Source organism: Trebonia kvetii (assembly GCF_007827045.1).
Lineage (GTDB): Bacteria > Actinomycetota > Actinomycetes > Streptosporangiales > Streptosporangiaceae > Trebonia > Trebonia kvetii.
Map to the genome: position 1 here is coordinate 1,065,202 of NZ_RPFW01000004.1, position 25,304 is coordinate 1,090,505.

A 25,304-nucleotide genomic window follows, 5' to 3' on the forward strand; every position below is an offset into this window, starting at 1 on the left:
CGAGACGCCGCTCTTTCATAACGAGCCTCGGAGAGGTACTCAAGCGGGAACGGTAGGAAAGAAGTCCGCGGCCTATCCCAGGGCCTTGCCCGCCTCGGCGGCCGCGGCGTGGGCGGCGTCCTTGAAGGTAGCGGCGATATCCTTGAACTGGTCAAGGGCCGGGTTGACGCCAACCAGGGTGAACTCGCGCTCGATGACGGTGAGCTCGCCACCCCAGACGTCGGCCAGGATGCGGCTTTGGTAGTCGATGGAGTGGTCCCAGCCCTCGCGCGGGGTGCCAGGGCCGTACGCGCCGCCGCGGGCCACGACGAGGACGACGGGCTTGCCGGCGAGCAGCGTCTCATCGGCGGACTTGGCACCCGCAATGACCACATCGATCCATGCCTTGACGTGCTGCGGGACACCGAAGTTGTAGAGCGGGACCGCCAACAGCACCGCGTCTGCGGAGCGCAGCTGGTCGCCAGGTCGACACCGACCGTGCCGACACCTTGCCGGTAGAACAGGTCGGCCGCAGCGTCGATCACCCGCTCCCGGGGTGTCATGCCAGCCGTCCCAGGCCCGGTCGCATCGGGCACAGTCGCATCAGCGCACCTACCCTACTTCCCACCCTGGCACCAGGAAACAGATCGGTGTACCGTAGTTAGGAAACCGATCTGTTTCCGGGAAGCGTCCGGAGAGCGGCACCGCGCGGTGGCAGGGGGACAACATGGCAGGCGCGAGACGGCAGACGGCACGGCTCAAAGTTTTCGTAACCGGAGCGAGCTCGGGAATCGGACGTGCGGCCGCGGCCGAATTCGCCCGTCGCGGCCATCAGGTGTTCGCGGGCGCCAGGCGCGTGGAGGCCCTCGCCGACCTGGCCGCCGGCACGCCGAACATCACGGCGGTCAGCCTCGACGTGACGGACGCCGCCGCCATCAGGCAAGCCTGGGCCACGATAGTGGCGGCCACCGGCGGCGCGGGCGTCGACGTGCTCGTCAACAACGCCGGGTTCGCCCTCGCCGGGCCGGTCGAGACCCTCTCCGACGCCGACGTCAAGCGCCAGTTCGACACCAACGTGTTCGGCGTGCTCGCCATGACCCGGACGGTGCTGCCCGCTATGCGCGAGCGCGGTTCCGGCCTGATCGTGAACATAAGCTCGCTGGTGGGCCGCACCACATTCGCAGGCATGGGCGTGTACGGCGCCACCAAGTACGCCGTCGAGGCGATCTCTGACGCGCTGCGTCAGGAAGTGGCCGACTTCGGCGTCAAGGTCGTCATCATCGAGCCTGGCTTCGTGACTACCAGCCTGGGCGAGGCCGCGGACGCCCAGTCGGCCACGGCCGCGGAAGTCCCGGCCGCCTACACAGAAATGATCGCGCGCGGTGACCGCTACCTGGCCGCCCAGATCGCCAAGGGCATCGCCCCCGGCCAGGTTGCCGCCGCCATCGTCGCCGCTGCCGAGCACCCGAACCCGCGCCCGCGCTACGTCGTCCCAGGGGCCGCACGGTTCCTCATCGCCCTGCTCACCACCCTCCCCGACCGCCTCGCCGACCGCGCCAAGCACCTCGCCACCGCCCGCGCTTGAGCAGCACGGGGAACAGTGCCAGCCCGCCGCATAACGCAGTGCTTTCGGCGAGTTGTTGCTCTCGCAACCCGTGCGCACCCACGACATCGGCTCCCCGCTCACGAGCCGCCGGTGACCTTGCCTGCCGCGCCCAGACCTCGGCCCCTTCCGGTGTGTCGGCTTCGCCGCCAGCGCTGCGCTCGAGGTGCCGGACTTGACGTCCGGGATGCCCGGCGCGGGGGGCGGGCAGGCCGGGGTCGTCCCGGTCAACGGACACTGCTCACCGCCAGACCTTCTGTCTCGGCCGTAAGGGACTGATCGTGATTGCCAAACTCGGCTATCGCCATTGGCAACGGATGCGTCTGCGTCCGGTTCAGTCTGGTCCTGTCTGTCATGGCCATGGATGGGATGGCGCGCCCTCGCCGCGGCACGGTGGAATGTCGGTCCTACTCGCTACGATGTTCGTGTACCTAGATTTGGGTGTCATAGGCTTCGGAAGGAGGGACGACACATGAACGAGCGCCCGCCATCGCGCCTCGAGTGGCCGCCCGCCGTCCTGCCTGATCCAGATCCGGAGTGGGCCGAGTACGTGGCGTGGCTGGACCGCGAGAGCGCCGCCGGCCGTGATCCCGAACCTATGATCTGGGCGGGGGAACAGGATGAGGCGGAATCCGCGTGGCCGACCCTGCCGTCCTTCGATCAGGGTGAAGAGGCGGACGTGCTGCCGCCAGGTGCCTTGCTGGCCGGGCTCACCGACCAAGCGGTGCGCGATCTCGGCCGTCTCGCGGACAGCGAGCTGATCGGGGTGCTCCAGGCGACCCGCCGGCAAATCGCCCGTGAGCAGTACAAGCAGGTGCTTGTCACCGCCGAGTACGGCCGCCGCCGCCGCGATGCGTTCCAGGACGCGCTCAACCGCGGCGTGCCGGCCGGCTGCGCGCCGGGCGGGTTCCCCGGTGAGGAACTGGCGATGGAGCTGGTCACCACCCGGGCCGAGGCGGGCCGGCGGATCGACGACGCGCTCGACCTGACCAGCCGCCTGCCGCAGACCCTGGCCGGGATGGCGGCGGGCCAGATCGACGAGGACCGGGCAGGCTGGATCGCGCTGTACACCCGCGAGCTCTGCGAGGCCGACGCCGCCCGGGCGGAGGAGATCCTCGCCGCCGACGCGCCGGACCTGCGCGCGGACCAGCTGGCCCGCAAGGCCGCCGCCATGGAGATGAAGCTCGCTCCCGAGGCGGTCAGGGCCCGCAGCGAACGCGCGAAGAGAACGGGGCAGCGCGTCGAGGCGCGCCGCGAGCCGTCGGGCAACGCGTCGCTGTCCGGCCGGGAGATGGACACCGCCGACGTGATGGCGTCCAAGGCGCACATCGACGCCCTCGCCATGAAACTCCGAGCCGGCGGCCTGCCCGGGCCGCTCGGCACGCTGCGCGTGCTCGCCCTCGCCGACCTCACCCAAGGACGCGACCCGCTCGACCGGCTCACCGCCCGAGATTCCGCGCCGCCCGAGTCGGCCGATGCGCCCGACCCCGATGGCTGGCCCGGGTGGGGCGGCGGATGCGACGACCCCGAGGACATCGACGGGGACGATTCCGCCGACGCGCCTGCCGGCTCCGCCCGCCCTGCGGATCCGCCGTCGGCGCCGGGCCGCGTGCCGCAGCCCATGCCCGCGCTCATCAACCTGATCGTGCCGGCCGGCACCCTGCTCGGCTGGTCCAACGTCCCGGCCATGGCCGGCGCCTGGAGCCTGCTTGAGGCCGACGAGACCCGCACCACGGTCAGCGCCGCGGCCAGCCACCCGCGCACCCGCTGGTGCGTCACGCTCACCGCCACAGACGGCACCGCGCTCGCCCACGCCTGCGCCCGCGGCCAGCATCCCCGGCTGCTCAGCGACCTGGAACCGCAGCCGCCGCCCGCCCGGCTCGCCGCACTTCTCCGCCGTCTCAGCCCCACCTTCACCCTCATCGCCAGCGACGCCTGCGACCACGCCCAAGCCGAGGACCAGTACGCCCCGAGCCGTAGGCTGAAGCACCTGGTCCGCGCGCGCAGCGCCACCTGCGACGCCCCGGGCTGCCAGGCGCAGGCGGTCTGTGCCGACCTTGACCAGACGCTGCCCTGGCCCGACGGTCCAACCGAGCAGTGCAACCTCGCTCCCCGGTGCAGGACCCACCACCGCGCCAAGCAGGCCCCGGACTGGCGGGTCGAGCAGCCGGTTCCGGGTCTCACCCGCTGGACGCTGCCCTCCGGCCGGACCCACGTGACCACCGCCACCAGATACGACTGCTAAGGGCGGCGGGCGAAGATTCGTGCCCTGGACCGCAAATGCGGGCGTCACGGCAGGAGACCGCTCGCCGGTCCTGGAACCCCAGGACGCTGCGGTCGGCGGTGCCCGCTGAGCAGCCGCGTTGTCTTGCCCGACCCGGCTGGCCCGAAACGCAGCATTCATCGCCGCGAAACGCCGTGTCGACCGTGGAGCCGCACAGTGTTGGTGTGACGAACATTCGGGTGGTCGCGAGCGATGCCTGGGCCGTCGCCGCCGCGGCGTGCCCCAAGCACATGTCGCACGGCCCGTGCGCCGGAGTCCGCGCGGACGGGGCATGTGAGGTGCCAGGCGTGGGCCGGTGCTCCTACCTGGATGTGCCAGATCGCGACTGGCCGTACGCCGACGTGCTCATTCCCGCGCCTGACCCCGGTGCGGCGATCCCCGACGTCGCCGGGGCCTGGCCGCGCTCGCCCGCTGCGGCGGGCTTCCTCGCCACCGCGGCGACAAGGCCGGTCGTGGTCGCCGACCTGGTCGCGCCCGCGTTGTCGGCGGACGGCGTGCGCGCGTGCGCGGCCGAGATCGTCGGCTTCGCCGACGCGTGCCTGACCGGCGACCACCCGGGCGCCCGGGTGCAGTTCCCGCCGTCTTACCGGGCACGGCTGCTGGCCGGCGAGGGAGTCGCCGCGTGGGCGGGCATCAACTGCCGGGACAGGAACCGGGTCGCGATCGAAGGCGAGATCGCCGCGTGCGCGGACGCTGGAGTGGCTGGAGTGCACTGCGTGACGGGCGATCATCCTGGTACCGGACACCGCCCCGACGCGGCCGCCGTCTTCGACCTTGACAGCATCGAGCTCGTCGAGCTGGCCAGCATGAGCCTGGCACTGCCTGCCCGGCCCCTGTGCTCGGTGGCGCACGCGCCGGCGGCACCGCCCGCTGGCAAGCGCCTCGCCAGGCTGCTAGCCAAGATCGACGCCGGGGCTGACGTCGTGTTCGTGGACCACTGCGGCGGCGCGGGCCCGCTCGCCGAAGCGGTCGCCGCGCTACGCGAGGCGGGCTTCAGTGGCCTCGTGCTCTGCTGCGTTCCCGTCGTGACGAGCGCGGGTGCCGCCGAAGTCGTCGCCTCCTTCGCCGCGGATCGCCTGCCGCCCGGATACCTCGACGCGATCATGAGCGCGCCCGACCCCGCAGAATCCGGCGTGACGGCGGCCGTTCACTTCGCGGAAGCCGTCCTGGCGGTGCCCGGCGTGGACGGTGTGAACCTGTCCGCGGGAGCCGGACCGGGGCAGGAACTCGCCGTGACACGGGCGATGGCCGAGGTCGGCCGCCGCGTGCTCGGCGCGCCGGCGGCAAGTCGGCCGCGGCCGGCCGGGGGAGTCTCATGAGCGAGCTTGCGAGCGAATCGGCAGGTACAGTGCATCCGCGAATGCGGACTCCGAGCGCCAGCGAGGTGTCCTCATGAGCTGGCTGCGGTCCGCGCGTACCGCCGCGGGGGAACTGGTCGATGTCGAGCTCACCGGTGGCCGCATCGCGCAGGTCACGCCGGCGACGGGAACACTCGCCGCGGGCGAGGTTGACCTGTCTGGTCAGGTGCTCATGCCGTCGTTCGTCGAGCCGCACGCACACCTGGACAAGGCGCTGACCGCCTCGCGCGCGCCGAATCGCACCGGGGACCTGCTCGGGGCGATCGCGGCGATGCAGGACATCGCCGACACGCTGACACACGAGGACATCGTGGCGCGAGCCGAGGCGGCGATCCGCACCCAGCTCGCGCTGGGCACGACAAGCATCCGCACCCACGTGAACGTCGGCGGCCCGATGGGGATGCGGGCGCTCGCCGCGTTGATCGAGGTGCGCGAGCGCTGGCGTGACCTCGCCGACGTGCAGGTAGTGGCGCTGGTGGCGAACCCGCTTGCCGGGCAGGCCGGGCGGGACCTGCGGCAGGCGCTGCGCGAGGGTGCCGACGTCGCGGGCGGCTGCCCGCACCTCGACCCCGAGCCCGACCGTGCGGTAGGCATCTGCCTGGACGCGGCGGGCGAGGCGGGCGTGCCGATGGACCTGCACACCGACGAGACGCTCAACCCGCGGCTGCTCACCCTCAAGACAATGGCCGACCTGGTGCTGAGAACCGGCTTCCCCTACCAGGTGACCGCCAGCCACTGCGTGAGCCTGGCGGTCCAGGACGCGAAAACGCAGCAGCAGGTGGCCGAGCAGGTGGCGCAGGCGCGGATCGCTGTGGTCGCGCTGCCGCAGACCAACCTGTTCCTGCAGGGCCGCGACCACCCGGTGGCCACGCCGCGCGGCCTCACCGCCGTGCGCCCGCTCCGGGAGGCGGGCGCGACCGTCGCGGCGGGCGGCGACAACCTGCGCGACCCGTTCCACCCGGTCGGCCGTGGCGACGCGCTCGAGGTCGCCGCGCTGATGGTGACCTGCGGCCACCTGAGTCCCGAGGACGCCCTCGATGCCGTCACGGCGGCACCGCGCCAAGCGCTTGGCCTGCCGCCGGTCCTAATCGCCCCAGGCTGCCGCGCCGATCTGGTCGCGCTGCCCGCCGTTGACGCGCTTGAAGCCCTGGGCGCGGCGAGCGCGCAGCGGACCGTCTGGCGGGCGGGCACGATCGTCGCCCTGACCACCGTCCGCACCGAGATCGCCGCGCCGGCCGCCTGCGACGCGGACCGCGTCCGCCCACATCCCGCGATGTCAACCACGATGGAAGGAGCCGCCCCATGACGACGGCCACGAGCGCGCCGGCGCTGCGCTTCTCCGGCGTCACGAAGAGATTCTCCGGCGGCACGACGGCGCTCGCCAACGCCAACCTGGAGGTGCCGCCCGGCGAGTTTGTCGCGGTGGTCGGGCCGTCCGGGTGCGGCAAGAGCACGCTGCTGCGCATCGCCAGCGGCCTCGACGACGTGAGCGAGGGAACCGTCGACGTCGGCGCCAAACAGCTCGGCTACGTGTTCCAGGACGCCACCCTGCTGCCGTGGCGCACGGTCGCGCAGAACGTCGGCCTGCTCGCCGAGCTGGAGAAGCTGGACAGGGCCGAACGCGGCCGCAGGATCAAGGACGCGATCGAACTGGTCGGCCTGACCGGCTTCGAGAAGCACCTGCCGCACCAGCTGTCCGGCGGGATGCGGATGCGGGCATCGCTGGCCAGGTCGCTCGTCCTCGACCCGGACGTGTTCCTGTTCGACGAGCCGTTCGGCGCGCTTGACGAGATCACCCGCGAGCGGCTGAACGACGAGCTGCTGCGCATGTTCGAGCTACGCCAGTTCGCGGCGCTCTTCATCACCCACTCGGTGGCGGAGGCGGTGTTCCTGTCCACCCGCGTGGTGGTGATGAGCGGGCGGCCCGGCCGGGTGCTCGCCGACATCCCCGTCCCCTTCGACTATCCCCGCATTCCCGAGCTTCGCTACACCCCGGAGTTCGCCGGCCTGTGCGGCGAGGTTTCCAGGCACCTGAGGGCCGAGTGATGAGCACCGCGGAGACCGAGACAAGCACCCAGATCGAAAAACCAGAAAACAAGGCAGGTACCGAACGGGTGGTGGCGACTGCCCCGGCGCCACCCCCGCTGTCCCGCGCGGGGCGCCGCGTCGGCGGGCTCGTCAGCCAGTTCGGCCTGCCTGCCGCTGTCGCCGGGGTGATCATCGGCCTGTGGTACCTGGTCTCCGAGCTCGCGCTCAACCAGTACCAGCGGTTCATGCTCCCGCCGCCGCACCGGGTGCTTGAGGTCGGCTTCTTCACCTGGTCAAACTTCACCGCGCTGATGAGCGCGCTACGGTGGACGGCGGAGGTCACGGTCATCGGCCTGGTGATCTCCATCGTCCTCGGCGTCGGCGCCGCGATCGCGATGAGCCAGGCCAAGTGGGTAGAGAACGCCCTGTACCCGTGGGCGGTCGTGCTCCAGACGGTGCCGATCCTGGCGCTCACCCCGATGCTGAGCTTCTTCTTCGGCTTCGCGCTGACCCCCCGCATCATCGTCGCGGTCATCATCGCGTTCTTCCCGATCGTGTCGAACACCCTGTTCGGCCTCAAGTCGGCGGAACGGAGCATGCACGACCTCTTCACCCTGCACAAGGCCGGACGGTGGACCAGGCTATGGAAGCTCCAGTTCCCCGCGGCACTGCCTGCCATGTTCGCCGGGTTCCGGGTGTCGGCGGGCCTGGCGGTCATCGGCGCGATCGTCGGCGAGTTCTTCTTCAAGCAGGGGCAGGCCGGTCTCGGCACCAACATGTCCGTCTACACATCGCTGACCGAGGGGGAGCAGCTCTGGGCGAACGTGCTCACCGCGAGCCTGCTCGGCATCGTCGTGTTCGTCTTCTTCGGCTGGCTCTCGCGGCGGGTGGTCGGCCGCTGGTATCTGCCAGGCTCCCGCTGACCCGCCAACCCGCGACACATTCGCCGGCAGCGTGGCCGGATCCGCTGACCTGCCTTAGTCGCACCCCGGCCGCGTGCGGCCTCAACCAAAGTGGAGAAACACCTTGCTAACGACCCACAGTAGATCCGCGCGGATCGCCGTTGCCGCGACGGTTGGCACCGCCTTGGCGCTCACGGCCGCGGCCTGCTCTAGCAGCAGCAGCGGCGGCACCACTCCGGCAAGCACGGCCTCGGCGTCGAGCACCTCATCCGCCGCCGGCATCCCGGCCGCGGACAACCTGAAGGCCGCGGGCTGCCCGGCCACGATCGTCCTGCAGACCGACTGGAACCCCGAGGCGGAGCACGGCGGCCAGTACGAGCTTGTCGGCGCCAACCCGACGATCAACTCCGGTGCCAAGTCGGTGACCGGCGAACTGGTCGCGCACGGCGGCATTGACACGGGGGTAAAGATCCAGATCCGGGCCGGCGGCCCGGCGATCGGCTATCAGACGGTGACGTCGCAGATGTACAAGGACTCCTCGATCACCCTCGGGTACCTCGGAACGGACGAGCAGATCTCGCTGTCGGCGACGCAGCCCACCGTCGCGGTGATGGCGGGCCTTGAGATCAGCCCGCAGATCATCCAGTGGTCGCCGGCGGCGCACCCGGCCTGGAAGACGATCGCGGACATCGGCAAGACAAGCACCCCAGTGCTGTACTTCCAGGGTGCCTCGTATATGGACTACTTGACCGGCAACGGCATCCTGAAGAAGAGCCAGGTCAACGGGTCCTACGACGGGACACCCACGGTGTTCGTCGCGTCCGGCGGCCAGGACGCCGTACAAGGCTTCGCCACCGCCGAGCCGTACATCTGGTCGCATGACGTCCGCTCCTGGGACAAGCCGCTGAAGTACGAGCTGATCGCGGACGCCGGCTTCAACTTCTACCAGCAGCAGATCGGGGTGCGGAAGGGCGACCTCGCGTCGCTCACCCCGTGCCTGAAGAAGCTCGTGCCGATCATGCAGCAGGCCATCGTGGACTACATGGCGAACCCGGCACCGGTGGAGAAGCTGATCCTCCAGCTCGTCACTGCGTACAACAACGGCTGGACGTACACCCAAGGCACCGCGGACTACGCCGTCGCGACCATGAAGAAGCTCGGCATCGTCGGCAACGCCCCCGACGGCACCCTCGGCGCGTTCCAGGACGCACGCGTGCAGCAGCTGATCGGCATCCTCACGCCGATCTACGCGAAGGCGGGCAAGCAGACCCTCAAGGGCCTGAAGCCATCCGACATCGTCACCAACGAGTTCATCGACCCCTCGATAAGCCTGAAGTAGCCACCGTGCCAGATCCCGCTCTGGCACGAGGCCCCGGCGGGGCCGGGGAGCGCGCGCTCCCCGGCTTCGACCGGGCCAAGCTGCCCGAAGTAACCCCGATCCCCTCCGACACCATGGAGTCGCTCAAGGCAGATCTCAGGGCGGCGCTCGGCCCGAAGGCCGTGCTTGAGGACGAGCTTGCGCGGCTGTCTGCGAGCACCGACTGGGCGCACATGAGCCCGGTGCTCGAGCCGATGCTGCCTGGCGGCGTCGCCGACGTCGTCGCGCGGCCGCGCGACGCGGCGGGAATCGCCGCCGCGGTCGGCGCGGCGCACCGGCACCGCGTCCCCGTTACCGTGCGCGGGCAGGGCACAGGCAACTACGGCCAGGGCATTCCCCTGCACGGCGGTCTGGTGATCGACACCAGCCAGGCGAACCGCGTGATCGGCGTCGGCGACGGCGAGATCACCGCGGAGGCGGGGGCGTCGTTCGTCATGATGGAGAAGGCCGCCCGCGCCAAGGGCCAGGAGCTGTCGATCCTTCCCTCCACGGTGGGTTCCACGATCGGCGGTTTCATCGCCGGCGGATCAGGCGGCACCGGCTCGATCGCCAACGGCGCCATCTGGGACGGGTACCTGCGCTCGCTGCTCGTCGTCCCGTGCACCGACGACGCGACGCCGGTCGAGGTGCCGTTCCCTGATAACACCGCGATGGCACACGCGTTCGGCGTCAGCGGCGTGATCGCGGAGGCCACCGTGGAGCTGCGCCCAGCCAGAACCTGGACCGGGCTGTTCGCGTCCTTCCCCGACACCGCGAGCGCGGTCGCGGCCGGCGAAGCGCTGTTCGACCTGCAACCCACGCCGCGCCTGCTCTCCCTGGACGAGGCCGGAATCGTCGCGACCTACCGTCCGGTCGATCCCGCCATGCCCGCTGACCGTGCCAGCGTCCGCGGCATCGTCACCGTCGAGAGCGTGCCGGCCGCGACCGTCATCGTCGAGCGCCACGGCGGCCGCGTCGACGCCGTGCGCCCCAAGGGAGCGGCGCTGATCGCGTCGATGTCCTACAACCACACGACCTACCGGGTGCGCAAGCTACGGCCCGAGCTGACCCACCTGCAGTGCATGGGCCCCGGCCTCACGCGCCGACGCGGCGAGGTGGCCGACCTCGTGCCGGAGTCGCTGATCCACCTGGAGGGATTCCGCACCGCGCACGGCCGCGACTGGGTATCGATGCTCTTCCTGCGCTACGACGGCCCGGACGTGCTCTACCGGCAGATGAAGGAGCTGGCCGACGTGGAGGTCTACGTGGACGACCCGCACACCTGGGTGCTGCACCACCTGCGCCTGGACGGCGTCCGCGAGGCCGCGCGCAAGTTCGACCCTGATGGTCTCCTCAACCCAGGCAAGCTGTTGTGATCGTCCGGGAGACCCCTGCGCGGTTGACCACCCACAGCGGGCCGGACCACCTGGTGATCTCGGAGCATCCCATGCTGCGCCGGTTCTGGTACGCGGCGTGCTTCTCGGTCGATGTCACCACCGAGCCCGTCGCCCGCACCGTCCTCGGGACGAAGCTTGTGCTGTGGCGCGCGGCACCCAACCGTTCCGTAAGTGCCGCTCTTGATCTTTGCGCGCACCGCGACGCGCCGCTGTCGAAGGGCTGGATCGCGAACTGCCACCTGGTCTGCGCCTACCACGGGTGGGAATGGGACGCCGCCGGGCGGACTAAGCGGATCCCGCAGTTTCCCGATTCCCCCCATCCGACGAAGAGCGGCCTGACGATGGTCGCCGCGCAAGAGCGGTACGGCATGGTGTGGGTGTGCCTGGACGACGACCCGATCGCGGACATCCCGCCGGTGCCGGAATATGGCGCGCCCGGCTGGCGGGTGGTGCCAGAGTACGAGTACCCGTTTGCCTGCACGGCGATGCACCTGCTTGAGAACAACTTCGATCCGGGCCATGTCGCGTTCGTGCACCGGGGTACCTTCGGCAACCCGGACCGCCCCGAGCTGACCGACACCGAGGTCACCCGCGAGCCGTACGGGATCAAGACGTCGGGGGAGGTCCCCGTCGATGCCAGGCCGGGGGAGAGCGGTGCCACGGTGCGGACCACCGTGTCGAAGGTCTACGCGCCGTTCTTCGGCCACATCCACATCACCTATCCCGACGGCCTGCGGCACGTGATGGTCAAGGCGATCACGCCCGTGGACGACACGCACTGCTCGCTGGCCCAGATCGTGCTGCGGACCGACGCCGAGGCGGACCGGCCGGCCGCCGACATCCTGGCCTTCGACGTTGCGGTGGAGAACGAAGACCGCGACATGCTCGAATCGCTGCCCGTCCCGTTCCCCCTCGCACCTCACCTGAACGCCCACGCCCGCGCCGACCGCAATTCCCTGGCGATCCGCCGCATGTGGACGGATCTGATCACCGCGCGCTGGCTGCCCGCCTATTAACGGCCGGTCGGGTTACCGGTTGATCCAGCGCGCGGTCTGCTCTTCCCAGGTTGGGGGGTGCCCGGGTATCGGGGTTGGCTGACTGGCGTGCAGTCCGTCGATGATGACGGCGAGGTGGCGCTGGCGCAGTTCCGCACTGCGCGTGGCGTCGCCGAGCCGGACGCTGGCGAGGAACTCGAGTAGGTAGTCGATGTCGAGGTAGGTGACATCGGGGCGCAGTTCGCCTGAGGCGCGGACACGTTCGAACAGCCCCGTGCTGAGCGCGCGCATCCGCTCGGCGACTTCAAACTGCTCGGCGCTGGGGGTGAACGTGCCTGCCAGGCGGACGGTCAGCCCGTGGGTGTTCGCGGCCACGATCCGGCGCAGGTACTCGGTGAAGACCGCCCATGGCTCGCCGGACCCCGCGGACGCGCCCATCGCGGACCGCTACGCCGTTCACCCGGACTCCGGTGACGATCTGGCCGCCGTGCCCGCGCACGCAGGCGGCCAGCGCCGTGGGCAGCGCGCCGCTGCCGCCGACCGGGCGGCCGACGCCGACCAGGTGCCTGGTGGCGAACCCGAGCGCCGCCAGACCGGTGCCGGGGGCGTCAGGCGGCAGCCCCCAGACGGCCGGCCCGGTGGTGGCGGCGTAGGAGATCAGCCATGGCGGGAAGCCGAAGCCGACAAGCACGTCGAGCAGGCTGCGCCTGGCCCAGCGCAGCAGGGTCGCGCCGCCGCGCAAGCGGCGCTTCGCGGCCGCGGTGACCATCAGCGCCGTGCTGGCCGGGCCGCCCTGCACTGCGAGCATCAGCCGTGCGGCGGGTAGTGCCTCGTTCAGGTAGCGACGGTAGGCGTTGCCCGCACCCGTCCTGGCCAGGCCGTCTATGGTCCGCTCGATCGACCGCCACTGGACGAAGGCCGGTGACTCGTCCCAGCTCACTCCGACCAGAACGGGGTCGACGTCGAGATAGCGCAGCCCGTGCCCGGCTAGGCCGAGATCCTCGACGATGCCGCTGGCGAGCACCATGGTGTGGTCGCAGTTGCAGATGTTCACCCGGGCGCCGACGGCATCCACGGTGGATGCGCAGCCGCCGACCTCGCTGCGGGCCTCGAGCACCAGTACGTCGCGCCCGGCTCGAGCCAGGTAGGCGGCGCAGGCCAGCCCGTTGTGGCCGCCGCCGACGACGACGATATCGGCACGATCAATCACCAGCGCCCCGCGCTCACCGTGGCGGGCGGGGGTCGAAGCGGGCGATCTCCGCAAGCGACCGCGCGGCCGTGGTGATCATCGCCTCGTACTTCTCCTTGCCGTGCTCGGCGGTGGATCCAGTCGGGTCGCCGAGTGTCCCGTCAGTACCGAAGTCGTTGCTCAGCCAGCCGAACGACACCGGCTTGCCGAACCCGACCAGCTCGAAGGACGCGAGGTGCTCGGGCACGCCGCGCTTGCCGAGCTCCAGTCTGACCAGGTCCGGGCGCAGGTGCAGCATCACCGATGTCTCCTCGATCCCGGCGTGAATGCCCATGCCGAGCTCAAACGCGGTCGAGGTGCCGCCGTGATCCGGCGGGACGGACGGGTGCATGACGAACGTCTGCAGACCGTGCGCCAGCCGGACGTCCCTGCTCGCGACCTGGAGCAGCGCGCTGTTGCCGCCGTGGCCGTTGAGGAAGACTAGCTTGCGCACCGGGGTCGTGGCCACGCAGCGCGCGATCTCGTCGAGCACTGTCAGCATGGTCGTGGCCGACAGCCAAAGCGTGCCGGGGGACCAGGCGTGCTCGTTGGACTTGCTGACCGACATCGACGGCAGCAGCAGCAGGCCGAGCCCTTCGCCGTAGCCGGCCACCACGTCGCGGGCCAGCGAGTCGGCGACGACGAAGTCGGTGTTGATCGGGAGGTGCGGGCCGTGCTGTTCGGCCGATCCGATCGGCAGGATCGCGATCGTCTCCGGGCTCAGCTCGCCAAGCTCAGGGCCACTCAGCTCGGTCCAGATTCTGGTCAACGGGTCACCTCGGTGTCTGCTGGCAGTAGCGGGAAGACTTCCTCGGCGAAGCGGGTCAGCTGCTCCTTCGCGCGCGTGTACGGGTCGCCCGGCATGGCGGGGAAGATCACCAGGTCGGTCAGGCCGAGCAGGTCGTCGAGTTCGCCGATCGCCGCGGCCACGTCGGCCGCCGTGCCAACCGCCCATGGTCCCTGGCTCATCGAGTCTGCCAGCGTCGGCACGAAATCACCGCCCGCGGGACGCCCGTCGGGCCCGAGGTAGCCGCGCCCCCAGCCGTAGGGCGCGAGGAAGCGCCAGAACTCGTCGTGCCCGTCGCCGACCTCCGCGACCGCCTGCTCCGTGGAGTCGGCGAGGCCAATGTTGAGCACCAGGATCCGCTTTTCGCCGCGCCGCAGCGGTCGGCCGTGCACGGCCTGGTAGGTGGCGGCGAACGCATGCCAGTCGGCGGCGAGCCGGTAACGCTCCTTGAGCCAGAAGACGCCGCCGAGTCCGCGGGTGGGGACGGCGCGCAGGGTCGGCGGGCTGGTTATCGCCTGCCAGGTCTCGTAGGGGTATACGGGGCGCGGCACCAGTGTCAGCTCCGACACCTCGCCGCCCCGGTCGGGGATCCCCGGCGGCGGGAGGCAGAAGTGCTTGCCGCTGTAGCTGAAGGTCTCCTGTTCCATGGCGAGCCGCAGGACATCAAGGCTCTCCTCGGTCACCTCGCGGTTGACCCGGTCCGCGTCGGCGGCCGACGGATTGTCGTAGGAGCCGACAGAGACCCGTCCGGCCGTGAGCGGCAACATCTCGCGCGGGACCGTGCCGCGGCCAACGCCGAGAATGCCCCGCCCGCCGCTGAGGTTGTGCAGCATCGCGAAGTCCTCGGCGAGCCGGAGCGGATGCCACTGCCCCACGACGTTGAACATCGTCCCGAGCCGCAGCCTGGTGGTGCGGGCGGCGAGGAACGCGGAGAACAGCAGGCCGTTCGGCACCACCTCGTAGCCCTCGTGCTGGAAATGGTGCTCGGTAAGCCAGAAGCTGTCATAGCCGAGGCGTTCGGACAGTTCTCCGCAGGCGAGCAGTTCGCGGTGGGCGTGGCCGATGGCGTCGTCGCCGTACCGGCGGTCGAGCGGTGGCGTCCCGGCCAGCCCGGCATCGGGCATCTCGACGCCGCCGAACATGAATACTCCAACGCGCACGGCCTCGCCTTCCGGTGATGTTGATCTCATCAACATCGTGCGGGCGTCACGTCACGCCCACGTCAGCCCGGTGTTTCGTCCCCGCTAAATCGGTTGTGTGGAGCGTTGCCTATGCCGGCAATGCCGGAGTAACGCCTGGGTAACGAGTCGCCGCAAGAATGTCACTGTGATCAACATTGGCGGTCCTGACGACTGGTCACGCTGGTTCGCGGTGGAGCAGGTCGAGCGGGGGACGTGGCTGGTCGGTGAGCCTGGCCACGTCAACTGCTTCCTTGTCGAGGGCACGGAGCGCGCCGTTCTTGTGGACACCGGGCTTGGCATGGCGGACATCGCCGCGGCGGTCAGCGCGCTGACGGACCGGCCCGTGCTCGCCGTCAACACGCATAGCCACAGCGACCACCGGGGCGGCAACTGGCGCTTCACCGAGGTGGCCGCCCATCCGCTCGCGGCCGGGACGCTGACCCAGCCGGTCGACGGGGACTACCTCGCGGGGTACCTGGATGTCGCCCGCGCGCAACTGGCCGCATACGAGCGTGCTAGGGAAGCCGACGACCGGTTCTTCCACCTCTTCACCGACGCCAGCCGGCCCCGGCCGCTACCGGAAGCAGCCGACCAGTGGGCGGTGCCGGCCGGGCCTGCACCCAGGCCGCTCGCCGACGGCGAGCGGATCGGCCTTGGCGGCCGGGACCTCACGGTGCTGCACACCCCGGGGCACTCGCCAGACTCCATCTGCCTGCTCGACGAGCGGGCCGGCCTGCTGTTCGCAGGCGACACCCTGATCACCGGCGACTTCTGGGCGCATACGCCGGATACCGAGATCGAGGTGTTCGCGGCCACGCTGCGCGAGCTCGCGGACCAACTGGCCGGCCAGCTGAGCGCGATCCACCCGGCCCACACCCTCCGCTACCGCGCCGGTCCCGCCTTCCTCACGGCGGCCGCCGATGCCTTCGAGGCGATCGTGGCGGGGACGAGCGCCGGCAGGCCGGGCACCGACCTGCTGCTGCGGCCCGCGCTGCGCCACGAGTTCGCGGAGTTCACCGTGCTGCGGCCGCCGGCGGCCAGGTAAACCCGCCATACGGCGGCATGGACGCTGGCTGCCTCCGCTGGTATGGGCCGGATAAGGTGATCCCCGACGGAGGCGGTGGTACGTGACCAGCTACACCGAAGAGCTGCGCCTTGGCGGGGCGATCCGGGCGAGGCGCCGCCGGCTCGGGATGACCCTGGTGGAGGTCGCCGCAAGCGCGGGGCTGTCCCATCCGTTCCTGAGCCAGCTCGAGCGCGGCCTGGCCCGGCCGAGCATGCGGTCGCTGACGGCGATCGCCGCCACACTCGGCACCACCGCGCAGGCGCTCATGGCCGACACCGAGCTGCCCGCGGCCCCGGACACCGAGCCGGTGAGCGTCGTCCGGCGTGCGTCCGATCTGGTCGCGCCCGTCGACTCGCCTGGCGGCTACGTCCGGCCGCTGGTACGCGGCGAGCGCGCGATGCTGCCGGTGGAATTCAATGGCGCGCCGCGCGAATTCGACGAGTACTACCGCCATGACGGCGAGGAGTTCGTTTACGTCGTTCAGGGGCTGATCGAAGTGGACATCGAGGGCGGGTTCCACACGGCGTCAGCCGGGGACGGCGTCTACTACCCCGGCGGTCTCCGGCACCGCTGGCGCAGCCTGAGCGACGAGGACGTGCGGCTGGTCGTCGTCCAGCAGAACCGCCCGCCGGCCACGGACAGCCACGGTGAACCGCCCAATTAGCCGCACGGTAACACCCGCCTGACACAACCGTGACGCGCCATCCCCATCATGTTGATCAGGTCAACATCGGCGAAGGCGAGGGCGCGTGCGGGTCGGGGTTTTCATGTTCGGCGGCGTCGCGCTGCCCGCTGGGGCGGCCCGATGACCCCGCCGCACCTGACGGCGAGCCCCGCGACCACACTCTGGGGCAGGCTGCCGAGCGAGGCCGACGCGCCCGTGCTCAGCGTCGAGGCCGGCACGCAGGTCACCATCGACACGGTCAGCCACGAGGGCATACTCGAAGACCAGGGCCGCGACCCTGTCGCATTCTTCGGCCGCCACGGCGTCGCCGCCGCCGACGTGCTCACGGACGCGATCGACATCGCCGCCAACGCCGACCACCTTCCGGGTGCGGGCCCGCACGTGGTCACCGGACCCATCGCCGTGCGGGGCGCGCGGCCCGGTGACTGGCTCGCCGTCCGGGTGGACGCGCTGGTCCGCCGCGCGGACTACGGGGTCATCTCCAGCCGGCACGGCCGGGGCGCGCTGCCCGGCCGGTTCCCGCCCGGCGGAGCATCCGTCACCAGCGTCTTCTGCCGTGTCGACGACAGGCACGGCTACCTGCCGCTGCGCCCACCCGCCGCGGACCGGGGAGCCGGTGACCGGCCGGTGGCGCGCTTCCCGCTGGCGCCGTTCCTCGGGATCATGGGTGTGACGCCGCGCGGCGCGGTCCGCCGCGGCTCGATCGCGCCAGGGGAATTCGGCGGCAACCTCGACATCTCGCTGCTGGTCCCCGGCAGCGTGCTGTACCTGCCGGTCGAGGTCCCCGACGCGGGGTTCTACGTTGGGGACCCGCACTACGCCCAGGGCAACGGCGAGATCGCGCTCACCGCGCTCGAGGCGCCGCTGACTGCGACGCTGACCCTCGGCCTGGTTGAGGCGGCAGCGGGCAAGGCACGGTTCGGTGAGGTCGCAGGCCCGGTTGTGACGACTCCGCAGTACCTGGTCCCGACTGGTCTCGACGCCGACCTGGACATCGCGGTAGAACGGTGCGCCGCCAACGCCGTGGAACTGCTGCGCGCGTCGTTCGGCATGGACCCCGCGCTGGGCTACGCGTACCTGAGCGCGGCGGCCGATTTCGACATCTCGCAGGTGGTAGACCTGGTAAAGGGCGTGCACGCCCGGATCAGGCGCGCCGACTTCCCCGGCTCAGGAGGCTGGTCCTGGTGACAGCGAACGGTATGCCAGCGCCTGGAGTGCCGGTGCACTGCCCGGGCCCGGTGCCCGACGGCGTGCTCGACGCGTTCTGGCGCTACGACGCGGCGTTGCTCGCCAACGACCGGGACGTCCTTGACGCGCTGTTCATGCCTGGGCCTGACACGGTGCGCGGCGACGGGCGCGTCCTGCTCGTCGGGCACGAGGCGATCGCCGGGTTCCGCTCCGGCCGGGCCGTCATCCCCACCAGGAAGGTCGCCGAGCTTCAGGTCCGTGTGCTCGCACCAGACGCCGTGCTCATCATGGCGAGGACGGCGGACGGCGCAGCCACCGGGCTGCAAACCCAGCTATGGCAGCACACCGCCGACGGCTGGCGGGTCGCCGCCGCGCACGTCAGCCTGCCGGCCAGGTCGGCGCCCGCTCCAGGTGCCGTGCCGCAGGCGCCCGTCGATCCCGCTGTCTGGCGGGTGGCCGGGATACCGCTCCTGCCGCCCTTGGGCAGCGGCCCGCTTGACGGCATCGGCGTCGCGGTCAAGGACCTGATCGCGGTCGAAGGGCACCCCACCGGCGGCGGCGTTCCTGCCTACCTGGCCGGGCAGTCAGCGCGGCCCGCCTCGGCGCCGGTGGTCACTGCGCTGCGCCGGGCCGGCGCGCACCTGACGGGCATCGCGCAGACCGACGAGTTCGCCTACAGTATCGCCGGGTCGAACTCGCACTACGGCACCGCCCCGAACCCGGCCGCCCCGGCCCGGCTCGGCGGCGGCTCGTCGAGCGGCCCGGCCGCGGCCGTCGCCCTCGGCCAGGCCCAGGTCGGCCTCGGCACCGATACGGCTGGGTCCATCCGGGTGCCCGCCGCCTACCAGGGGCTCGTCGGCTTCCGCCCCACGCACGGGGCCGTGCCGTCAGACGGCGTGCTGCCGCTCGCCCCGTCCTACGACACCGTCGGCTGGCTCACCCGCGACGTCGCGACCAGTGCCGCGGTCGCCGCCGCCCTGCTCCCGGCGCGGGGTGGCACGCCGCCCGGTCCCGCCCGCGTGCTCCGTCTTCCGCTGGCCGAGCGGCTGGCCGAACCGCTCACCCGCGACCTGTTCGCGGGGCGCGTCGCCGCGTTCGAGGCGGCCGGGACGCTGCCGCCCTCCCGGCAGGCCGCGCTCACGGCGGCGACACTCGACGAGTGGTTCGCCGCGTTCCGCACCGTGCAGGCATACGAGGCCTGGGCCACCCACGGCAGCTGGATCGAGGCGCACCCCGGCAGCCTGGGCGCGGATGTCGCCGCCAGGTTCGCGGCGGCCGCCGCGGTCACCGGCGAGGAGGCCGCCGCCGCCCGCGCGACCGTCGCGGCCGCCAGAGAGCAGCTGCGGGAATGGCTCGACGGAGCGATCCTGGTCCTGCCCACGGTGCCGGGTCCGGCCCCGCTGCGGACCGCAGGCCCGGCCGAGATCGACGACGTCCGCGGCCGCACCCTGCGCATCAGCTGCCTGTCACCGATCGCCGGCGCGCCCGCCATCAGCCTGCCGCTGACCGGCCACGACGCGCCCGTGGGCCTGTGCCTGATCGGCGCGCCCGGCACCGACCTGCCCCTGCTGTCGGCGGCCGCCCGGCTGGCGGCCGCACCAGAAAGGACACCGTGAGCGAGGTAACCCATGCACCCCGCGGCTCGCTACCGTCACATCCCAATCGCTGGACGATACCAGCCGATGGCGGTCCGATCGACCTGCGCCGCCCGGCCGGGTCGCGTCCGGCGACACTCGCCGCCGCGCCGCGCGACATCACGGTCGACCTGTCCCGCACCGCACTGATCATCGTCGACCTGCAAAACGATTTCTGCGCGCCGAACGGCTGGCTAGCCTCCATCGGCGTGGACGTGTCCGCGCTCGCCACCGCGGTCAGCCGCAGCGACGCCGCTGCCCGCGCGTCACGCGCGGCCGGCGTCCCGGTGATCTGGCTGAACTGGGGCAACCGCCCGGACCAGGCCAACCTGCCGCCCGGTGTCACGCACGTGTACGACCCCGAAGGGACGGGCGCGGGCATCGGGCATGTGCTGCCGTCCAGCGGGGCCGCCGTGCTGACCAAGGACAGCTGGGGTGCCGCGCTGACCGCGCCGCTGCGCGCTGAGCCCGGTGACATTCAGGTCGACAAGTACCGGATGAGCGGGTTCTGGGACACCGAACTCGACAGCGTCCTGCGCAACCTGCGGGCCGACACACTGCTGTTCGCCGGGGTCAACTCCGACCAGTGCGTGTATGCCACGCTGATCGACGCGGCCTGCGCCGGCTACGACGTAGTGCTGCTCACCGACGCGTCGGCCACCACCTCGCCCAGCTACTGCCACGAAGCGACGATCTACAACACCCGCCAATGCTTCGGCTTCACCACGCAGACCGACTCAGTGCTCGGCGCGCTCGGCGCAGTCCCGACTCCGGTAGCGGGAGAATCGGCAGGAACAGGAGAGCATACCCGTGAGCGGTGAACCGCCCATCGTCCGGCATCTCGAGGACGTCGTCCCCAGGCTTATCTCGCCGGCGGACACCGTCCGGCTCGCTACCCTGGTCCGCCCCGCGGACGGCACCGGCATCAGCGTCTTCTACGAGGTGTGGGATCCGGGCGGCAGCCAGCCGCCGAACTCACACCCGGACTCCACCGAGATCTTCGTCGTGCTGCGCGGGACCGGCCGCGCGCACAGCGACGGGCATGCCGCCGACCTGCGGGCGGGCGATGTGCTCGTGCTGCCCCCTGGGTCGGTCCACCGGATCGAGAACACCTCGTCGACGGAGCGGCTCTACACGGTGACCATCCTGGACAACGACCCCAGCGCGGTCCCCGGCGGTTTCGCCGCGCTCGTCGACAGGGGCACCCCGGTCGGCTGGCAGGACGCCGACAAGGATGTCCTGGCCGGCGGATCTTGACCCTCGGACTCACGGCCGACCATCCGCCCGGTAACGGTGTCATTCGCTGGCAGAGCCAGGCAAGCGACAGCGGATACCGGTAGTCGATGGCGGCGTGCGTGCCGTCGAAGATTTCGTAGTGGATCGCCTCGTCGGCAACCCCGGCCGCCGCGAGGGCAGCGCGGAACGCCGACGCGCCGACATCCAGGTAGAAGTCGTCCTTGTTCCCTGCGTCGATCCAAATGCCCCGCAGGGACCGCAGCGCGTCCGCGTACCTGGGAACCATGCGCACCGGGTCCCAGTCGAGCCACCGTTGCCACACATCCGGCCGCAGCACGCCCGTCTCGGGATCGATCGGCAGTTCCGGCGTGCCGTCCGGCCGGGCGGAAAAGCACGCCGCGACGCCGAGCGTCCCCAGCAGGTTCGAGTCCTCGGGCTTAGTGAACGCGACCCGTGACCGGAAGTCGTCCCATCAGCGGAAGATGTCTCCACCGTAGTTACGCAGGTTTCGTACCACCTGGGGGAACTCAGGCACATAGGCGTACTCGTAGTAGGCGTCGCCGGCGTGCGTGGCCAGCGCACCGAACAGGTCGGGCCGGAGTATCGGCGTGATCATCGCGCCGAAGCCGCCGCTCGACTTGCCCGCGATCGCCCGGTGTGCCGCATCGGGGATCGCCCGGTACCTGGCGTCCACCCAAGGGACCACTTCGTCGCACAGGTAGGAGTGGTAGTTCCCGTGCCAGGCGAGTCGACGAACTGGCTTCCGCAATAGGCGGTCCACGCGTCCACGTACGCGACGATCGCGGGCGGTGCCTCCGCGCGGGCGAACATGGCGTCGGCGGTCTCGGGGAACGGCTGCCGGAACGGCGATCGTCCTCGCCACATCGCCACATGCCCGGTATACCCCTGGATCACGTACACCGACGGGTAGCGCCGGTCCGGCGCATCGTCGTAGCCGGGTGGCGTGTAGACGAGCAGCGGCCGTTCATACGGGTCGCCAAGCGGGTTGCCGCGCAGCAGGTCGCTGCTGATCACGTGCTCTTCAATGCGGCCTGCCAGCTCGGTTGACCAGGGCAAAGGCATTCTCAGCGTCCTTCCGTCCGGGGCCGAAGAGCGGTCAGGCGCTGTATATGCCCCGCCGGTGCGCCCGCCAAGGGCGCCAAGGTAAGACCGTCATACGATGGAGCACGGCTGTTACGTCACCCGCGGCACGCACCGGGTCGACACCGGCTGGAACACCACGTAGCGGCGCGCCTAACGAGACGGGCAGGGCTCGGCGTGACGCCTTAACGCACGGCGAAGACGACAGTCATTGTCCAGAACGGGTTCGGCTTACCCTGGACGCGCCGTCATGACACTCCTCGGGTGGCAGCGGAGCACCAGATTGGCGGTCCCGTCAGGCCCCACAAGCTCGTCGAGGCCGAGCCGGCCCGAATCCGGCGCAAGTGGCCTTGCTACTCGGGGTCGACAGACTCTGCGCGGATTCTCTCGATAACCTGCGTTGCTTCGTCTTCGGTGATCACGGTGAAGTCGTTGGTCAGGTCTCCGTGCTCGGCTGAATAGAGCAGCGAGGAGAACTCCCACGTGAGGTTCCGGGAGAACACCTCATCGATCTCTCGCTCGTCGTTCTCGATCCGACGGATGACTCCCGCGGGGTGCTCCAGGCTGCTGGAGTCGTCGATGATGGCGTAATAGGTGATTTTGTCAGCCATAGTTCTTCTCCATCTTCTCCGGGAAGTCCTTGATGGCAGCGATCCCAGGCGGCGTCATGAGCAGCGCGTTAGCGCGCCGGCCCGACCGCCCGGAGGCGGACACGACGGACCATCACCGTGTAGATAACCCACGCGCCGACCGTAGCCCGCAACGCCCCGGCCGGCCATCCATGCGTTTCCCGGCTAGCGGGCTTTCCGGGGCTTGATGATCTTGCGCTTGCGCAGAGAATCGAGCCATTCCTGCCCGCTGAGCAGTCGCGTTGTCTTGCCCGCCCTGACCTCGCCCGCCGCGCCGACGGCCATCGCGACGCTGGCGGCGGTCATCTCATCGGGTGCCTCATACACGATGAGCAAGTCGTACTCGCCGAACGGAAAACCAGCCACCAGCATCTTGGCCCCCACCTCCTCCAGCGTCGGCCTGATCACGTCCACGGGGTCTTGTGGCTCCTTGAGCTGGGCCGCCAGTGACTTTGCGGTATAGGAGGCCTGGTACATGAAGAGCGCCATCGGGATTCCCCTCAGGTGGGAACGGGCGAAGAGAGCGTCCGCCACTGCGGTCTAAACATCGCTTTACCCGCTGTCAAGCCCGTTCAAGAACCCGAATCGCTGGTAGCACGCTAGGGTAGCGGGAAGCGCGGCGGACATGGACGGTTCGACGGTGGGAGCGCGGTAGCGACTGGCGGCTCACCGGCGACGGCGGGTGCATGACCTGCGGCACGCCGCTGGCCGGGGTGTTCGACGGTCCTCGGGGGAGGCTCAAAAGCGTTAAGCGCGCAGGCGTTGGTTGACTTCGGCCAGGTGGAATGCGGCAGGGTTGAAATCGCCGGGGCGGTCGAGGCCGAGCCACTCCAGCATGTCCTCGTGATCATCGTGATCTGGGTTGGCGAGCGCTTCCTTCAGGTTCCAGTAGCCCGACGCGCCGCCGCAGTCCTCCGGCGGGCAGGCGCCTTCGCCGGCCAGGCAGACCGGGACCGGGCCGGCCGCGAGCGCCTCCGTGGAGCCGGGCCGCAGGGTCTTTTCTAGCTTGACGAGGTGGTCCCAGTCGTCGCCGAAGTCGTAGGTGTAGCTGAGCTTCTGGCCCTTCCGGGACAGCAGGTCGGACAGCCGCACGGCGTCCTCGTCTTGGTCGTCAGACATGAAGTCGCCGTCCGGCACCCCGTAGGTGACCTTCCCAGCGGTGAACATGTGCAGGTGACAGTCCTCCCAGCCCATGGCATCCTGGATCACGTAGTGCAACTCGCCGAGGGTGATCCCGGCGGGTACGACGACCCGCCGCCAGACCGGCGGGTCGTCCACGTAGCGCATCGTGATCAGGAGCTGGCACAGCTTGCCGTTGGCGGCAGTGGGACCGCGCCTCGCCGGGACGCCGGCCGGGCTGCGGGGCACCGCCGCAGTCCTTGGTTCGGGTGCGAATAGGTCTGCCACCTGGGCCGCGTTCGGATGTCCGCAGGACTTCAGGTCGGCGAGCAGTTCCGGGGTGGCCTCGCCGCCCATCGCGCGGAAGACGCCAGCGAACGTCAGCTCGGCCAGCCAGGGGAGCTCGCCGCTGGCCGCCACGATGGAGTCCACAAGCAGCCACGCCTCGTCCCGGCCGTCTGACTCGACGTCCTCACCTTGGGACGCCAGGTGCTGCCGGGCGTAGGCGCCGAAGCCGGCGCGGACTGCGTACTCCCGCCAGGCTGGAAGCGCCTCGGAGCCGAGCTGCCTGGCGAGCGTGAGGGCGACCGTCCGCACCAGCGGGACATCGGCGCTTTCGGCGAAGCCCAGCAGCTCACGGGCTGCGGTCGGCGGCGTGCGGGCCGCCAGCCACCGGGCTGACGCGGCGAGCGCGACCGGGGGCGGGTAGTCAGCGACGATCCCCACCAGTTCCCCGGCAGCCTCGTCCGCCGCCGGGGAGATCGACTCAAGCGCCCACCCGGCGAACAGCCGGCCCAGCGCGGTCAGCGCCACCGTGCCTTCTGGCGCCTGACCCGGGCCAGTGGAGACGGCGCCAAAGTCTGTCAAGACGTCAATGGTGGTGAGGGCGTGCTCGACCAGGTCTTCGTCGCGCAACGCGACGGTGACGTCGAGGCCGGGGACGTCGGGCAGCGACCACTCGTGCGGCTGCCCGCAGTCCGGACAGACGTACGTTCCCGTGCGGTTCGGGTCGTCGGCGGACTCGCCGAGCACGGCCACGGCGATCTCGACCGGGCCGTCCGCCTTGCCTAGCTCGACCAGCATTGTCAGGCACTGCCCGCAGACATCGTTCGGGAACCCGAACTGTCCGCCCACGGCACGCAGCCAGGCGAGTACCACCTGGTCGGCAAGCCCTGTATCAAGTTGCTCGGCGTCGGCAGCCACCGCCGCGATCTCGGCCGCGATAGGGGCGGTGCTGGCCCGGTTCGACACCACCAGGACCAGGTCAGCGGCCAGCGCCGCCTCCCACGCAAGCTGCAATTCTGGGACGTCCATCGCGCTGCGCAGCTTGCCGGAAGCCAGCGGAATGCCGAGCACCTGGCACGCCTGGACAGCGATCGCTGGGCGCAGCACGCCGCTGGTGGTGAGCTCACGGCTGGGGCCGACCCACGCGGCAAGTTTGACGGCATCTGTGAACGCCGGGCAACTTAGTGCGGCCCCGGCCATCCCCGACGCGGCCAACTCTGAAGTGGTCACATTCCTAGCATCGGGTCTTCGATGGCCGTCCC

At 70.6% G+C, this 25,304-nt stretch carries 25 protein-coding genes; 15 read left to right on the forward strand and 10 right to left on the reverse strand.

The genetic code is table 11. The features are described 5' to 3' along the window. Positions 1–72: 72 nt before the first annotated feature. Positions 73–453, reverse strand: a complete 381-nt coding sequence (locus tag EAS64_RS24785) for an NAD(P)H-dependent oxidoreductase (protein WP_145856496.1) — start codon at positions 451–453, stop codon at positions 73–75. Between the two features lie 253 nt (positions 454–706). Between EAS64_RS24785 and EAS64_RS24790 the strand changes: the two genes are divergently transcribed. The 9 genes from EAS64_RS24790 to EAS64_RS24830 all read left to right on the forward strand — a co-directional run bounded on the left by EAS64_RS24790 (position 707) and on the right by EAS64_RS24830 (position 11,924). Next, positions 707–1,564, forward strand: a complete 858-nt coding sequence (locus EAS64_RS24790; protein ID WP_145856498.1) for an SDR family NAD(P)-dependent oxidoreductase — start codon at positions 707–709, stop codon at positions 1,562–1,564. Between the two features lie 490 nt (positions 1,565–2,054). Next, on the forward strand, positions 2,055–3,827 hold the full coding sequence (locus tag EAS64_RS24795) for an HNH endonuclease signature motif containing protein (protein ID WP_187366149.1): 1,773 nt from the start codon (positions 2,055–2,057) through the stop codon (positions 3,825–3,827). Positions 3,828–4,030: 203 nt separating this feature from the next. Continuing rightward, positions 4,031–5,185 (forward strand): methylenetetrahydrofolate reductase, encoded by a 1,155-nt coding sequence (locus EAS64_RS24800; protein ID WP_222849552.1) that lies wholly within the window; start codon positions 4,031–4,033, stop codon positions 5,183–5,185. A gap of 73 nt (positions 5,186–5,258) precedes the next feature. Next, a complete protein-coding gene (locus tag EAS64_RS24805) occupies positions 5,259–6,530 on the forward strand; it encodes an amidohydrolase family protein (RefSeq protein WP_145856504.1) in 1,272 nt (423 codons plus the stop codon). Continuing rightward, on the forward strand, positions 6,527–7,270 hold the full coding sequence (locus EAS64_RS24810) for an ABC transporter ATP-binding protein (protein ID WP_145856506.1): 744 nt from the start codon (positions 6,527–6,529) through the stop codon (positions 7,268–7,270). Before EAS64_RS24805 ends, EAS64_RS24810 begins: the two co-directional genes overlap by 4 nt. Then, positions 7,270–8,175 (forward strand): ABC transporter permease, encoded by a 906-nt coding sequence (locus tag EAS64_RS24815; protein ID WP_145856509.1) that lies wholly within the window; start codon positions 7,270–7,272, stop codon positions 8,173–8,175. The genes EAS64_RS24810 and EAS64_RS24815 overlap by 1 nt, the downstream gene beginning before the upstream one ends. Before the next feature lie 103 nt (positions 8,176–8,278). Further along, positions 8,279–9,493: an ABC transporter substrate-binding protein gene (locus tag EAS64_RS24820; protein ID WP_145856511.1), complete on the forward strand. Its 1,215-nt coding sequence runs from the start codon at positions 8,279–8,281 to the stop codon at positions 9,491–9,493. 5 nt (positions 9,494–9,498) lie between these two features. Continuing rightward, a complete protein-coding gene (locus tag EAS64_RS24825; protein WP_145856513.1) occupies positions 9,499–10,887 on the forward strand; it encodes an FAD-binding oxidoreductase in 1,389 nt (462 codons plus the stop codon). 23 nt (positions 10,888–10,910) lie between these two features. Then, positions 10,911–11,924: a Rieske 2Fe-2S domain-containing protein gene (locus tag EAS64_RS24830; protein WP_222849553.1), complete on the forward strand. Its 1,014-nt coding sequence runs from the start codon at positions 10,911–10,913 to the stop codon at positions 11,922–11,924. A 12-nt stretch (positions 11,925–11,936) separates the two neighbouring features. On the opposite strand, the gene EAS64_RS43795 is transcribed toward EAS64_RS24830, so the two are convergent. From EAS64_RS43795 to EAS64_RS24845, 4 genes are read right to left on the reverse strand one after another with little or no spacing between them, the layout of a single operon-like run. Beyond that, the gene (locus EAS64_RS43795; protein WP_187366150.1) at positions 11,937–12,278 is read right to left on the reverse strand and encodes an SbtR family transcriptional regulator; all 342 of its coding nucleotides are present in this window, start codon (positions 12,276–12,278) and stop codon (positions 11,937–11,939) included. Next, the gene (locus tag EAS64_RS46860) at positions 12,208–13,113 is read right to left on the reverse strand and encodes a phytoene desaturase family protein (protein ID WP_281283309.1); all 906 of its coding nucleotides are present in this window, start codon (positions 13,111–13,113) and stop codon (positions 12,208–12,210) included. Before EAS64_RS46860 ends, EAS64_RS43795 begins: the two co-directional genes overlap by 71 nt. 13 nt (positions 13,114–13,126) lie before the next feature. Continuing rightward, positions 13,127–13,900, reverse strand: a complete 774-nt coding sequence (locus tag EAS64_RS24840; protein ID WP_145856516.1) for a creatininase family protein — start codon at positions 13,898–13,900, stop codon at positions 13,127–13,129. Continuing rightward, positions 13,897–15,078, reverse strand: a complete 1,182-nt coding sequence (locus EAS64_RS24845; protein WP_222849554.1) for an LLM class flavin-dependent oxidoreductase — start codon at positions 15,076–15,078, stop codon at positions 13,897–13,899. Before EAS64_RS24845 ends, EAS64_RS24840 begins: the two co-directional genes overlap by 4 nt. Before the next feature lie 166 nt (positions 15,079–15,244). On the opposite strand from EAS64_RS24845, the gene EAS64_RS24850 reads away from it, so the two are divergent. The 6 genes from EAS64_RS24850 to EAS64_RS24875 all read left to right on the forward strand — a co-directional run bounded on the left by EAS64_RS24850 (position 15,245) and on the right by EAS64_RS24875 (position 20,929). Next, positions 15,245–16,144, forward strand: coding sequence for an MBL fold metallo-hydrolase (locus EAS64_RS24850; RefSeq protein WP_145856520.1), 900 nt, complete (start codon positions 15,245–15,247; stop codon positions 16,142–16,144). A gap of 82 nt (positions 16,145–16,226) precedes the next feature. Then, a complete protein-coding gene (locus EAS64_RS24855) occupies positions 16,227–16,829 on the forward strand; it encodes a helix-turn-helix domain-containing protein (RefSeq protein ID WP_145856522.1) in 603 nt (200 codons plus the stop codon). Positions 16,830–16,970: 141 nt separating this feature from the next. Continuing rightward, a complete protein-coding gene (locus tag EAS64_RS24860) occupies positions 16,971–18,038 on the forward strand; it encodes an acetamidase/formamidase family protein (RefSeq protein ID WP_145856524.1) in 1,068 nt (355 codons plus the stop codon). Further along, the gene (locus EAS64_RS24865) at positions 18,035–19,654 is read left to right on the forward strand and encodes an AtzH-like domain-containing protein (protein ID WP_222849555.1); all 1,620 of its coding nucleotides are present in this window, start codon (positions 18,035–18,037) and stop codon (positions 19,652–19,654) included. The genes EAS64_RS24860 and EAS64_RS24865 overlap by 4 nt, the downstream gene beginning before the upstream one ends. Further along, complete coding sequence (locus tag EAS64_RS24870) at positions 19,651–20,493, forward strand: cysteine hydrolase family protein (RefSeq protein WP_222849556.1); 843 nt, start codon at positions 19,651–19,653, stop codon at positions 20,491–20,493. Before EAS64_RS24865 ends, EAS64_RS24870 begins: the two co-directional genes overlap by 4 nt. Beyond that, positions 20,483–20,929 (forward strand): cupin domain-containing protein, encoded by a 447-nt coding sequence (locus EAS64_RS24875; RefSeq protein ID WP_145856526.1) that lies wholly within the window; start codon positions 20,483–20,485, stop codon positions 20,927–20,929. Before EAS64_RS24870 ends, EAS64_RS24875 begins: the two co-directional genes overlap by 11 nt. A 451-nt stretch (positions 20,930–21,380) precedes the next feature. Here the strand turns inward: EAS64_RS24875 and EAS64_RS46100 are convergent, their stop codons facing one another. The 5 genes from EAS64_RS46100 to EAS64_RS45000 all read right to left on the reverse strand — a co-directional run bounded on the left by EAS64_RS46100 (position 21,381) and on the right by EAS64_RS45000 (position 25,272). Further along, the gene (locus tag EAS64_RS46100) at positions 21,381–21,626 is read right to left on the reverse strand and encodes an alpha/beta hydrolase-fold protein (protein WP_246115856.1); all 246 of its coding nucleotides are present in this window, start codon (positions 21,624–21,626) and stop codon (positions 21,381–21,383) included. Then, positions 21,521–21,991, reverse strand: a complete 471-nt coding sequence (locus EAS64_RS46105) for an alpha/beta hydrolase (protein ID WP_246115859.1) — start codon at positions 21,989–21,991, stop codon at positions 21,521–21,523. The genes EAS64_RS46100 and EAS64_RS46105 overlap by 106 nt, the downstream gene beginning before the upstream one ends. A 371-nt stretch (positions 21,992–22,362) precedes the next feature. Further along, entirely contained in the window at positions 22,363–22,620 is a 258-nt protein-coding gene (locus EAS64_RS24885; RefSeq protein ID WP_145856528.1) for a hypothetical protein, read from the reverse strand. A 183-nt stretch (positions 22,621–22,803) separates the two neighbouring features. Continuing rightward, positions 22,804–23,127 (reverse strand): GYD domain-containing protein, encoded by a 324-nt coding sequence (locus EAS64_RS24890; protein WP_145856530.1) that lies wholly within the window; start codon positions 23,125–23,127, stop codon positions 22,804–22,806. 258 nt (positions 23,128–23,385) lie between these two features. Beyond that, complete coding sequence (locus EAS64_RS45000) at positions 23,386–25,272, reverse strand: plasmid pRiA4b ORF-3 family protein (RefSeq protein WP_222849557.1); 1,887 nt, start codon at positions 25,270–25,272, stop codon at positions 23,386–23,388. Positions 25,273–25,304: the final 32 nt, after the last annotated feature.

Coding starts and splice junctions, on each gene's coding strand:
- EAS64_RS24805 (WP_145856504.1), top strand. CDS start 5,259: ATGAGCTGGCTGCGGTCCGCGCGTACCGCCGCGGGGGAACTGGTCGAT.
- EAS64_RS24790 (WP_145856498.1), top strand. CDS start 707: ATGGCAGGCGCGAGACGGCAGACGGCACGGCTCAAAGTTTTCGTAACC.
- EAS64_RS24795 (WP_187366149.1), top strand. CDS start 2,055: ATGAACGAGCGCCCGCCATCGCGCCTCGAGTGGCCGCCCGCCGTCCTG.
- EAS64_RS24810 (WP_145856506.1), top strand. CDS start 6,527: ATGACGACGGCCACGAGCGCGCCGGCGCTGCGCTTCTCCGGCGTCACG.
- EAS64_RS46105 (WP_246115859.1), bottom strand. CDS start 21,991: ATGCCTTTGCCCTGGTCAACCGAGCTGGCAGGCCGCATTGAAGAGCAC.
- EAS64_RS24890 (WP_145856530.1), bottom strand. CDS start 23,127: ATGGCGCTCTTCATGTACCAGGCCTCCTATACCGCAAAGTCACTGGCG.
- EAS64_RS24860 (WP_145856524.1), top strand. CDS start 16,971: ATGACCCCGCCGCACCTGACGGCGAGCCCCGCGACCACACTCTGGGGC.
- EAS64_RS24885 (WP_145856528.1), bottom strand. CDS start 22,620: ATGGCTGACAAAATCACCTATTACGCCATCATCGACGACTCCAGCAGC.
- EAS64_RS24815 (WP_145856509.1), top strand. CDS start 7,270: ATGAGCACCGCGGAGACCGAGACAAGCACCCAGATCGAAAAACCAGAA.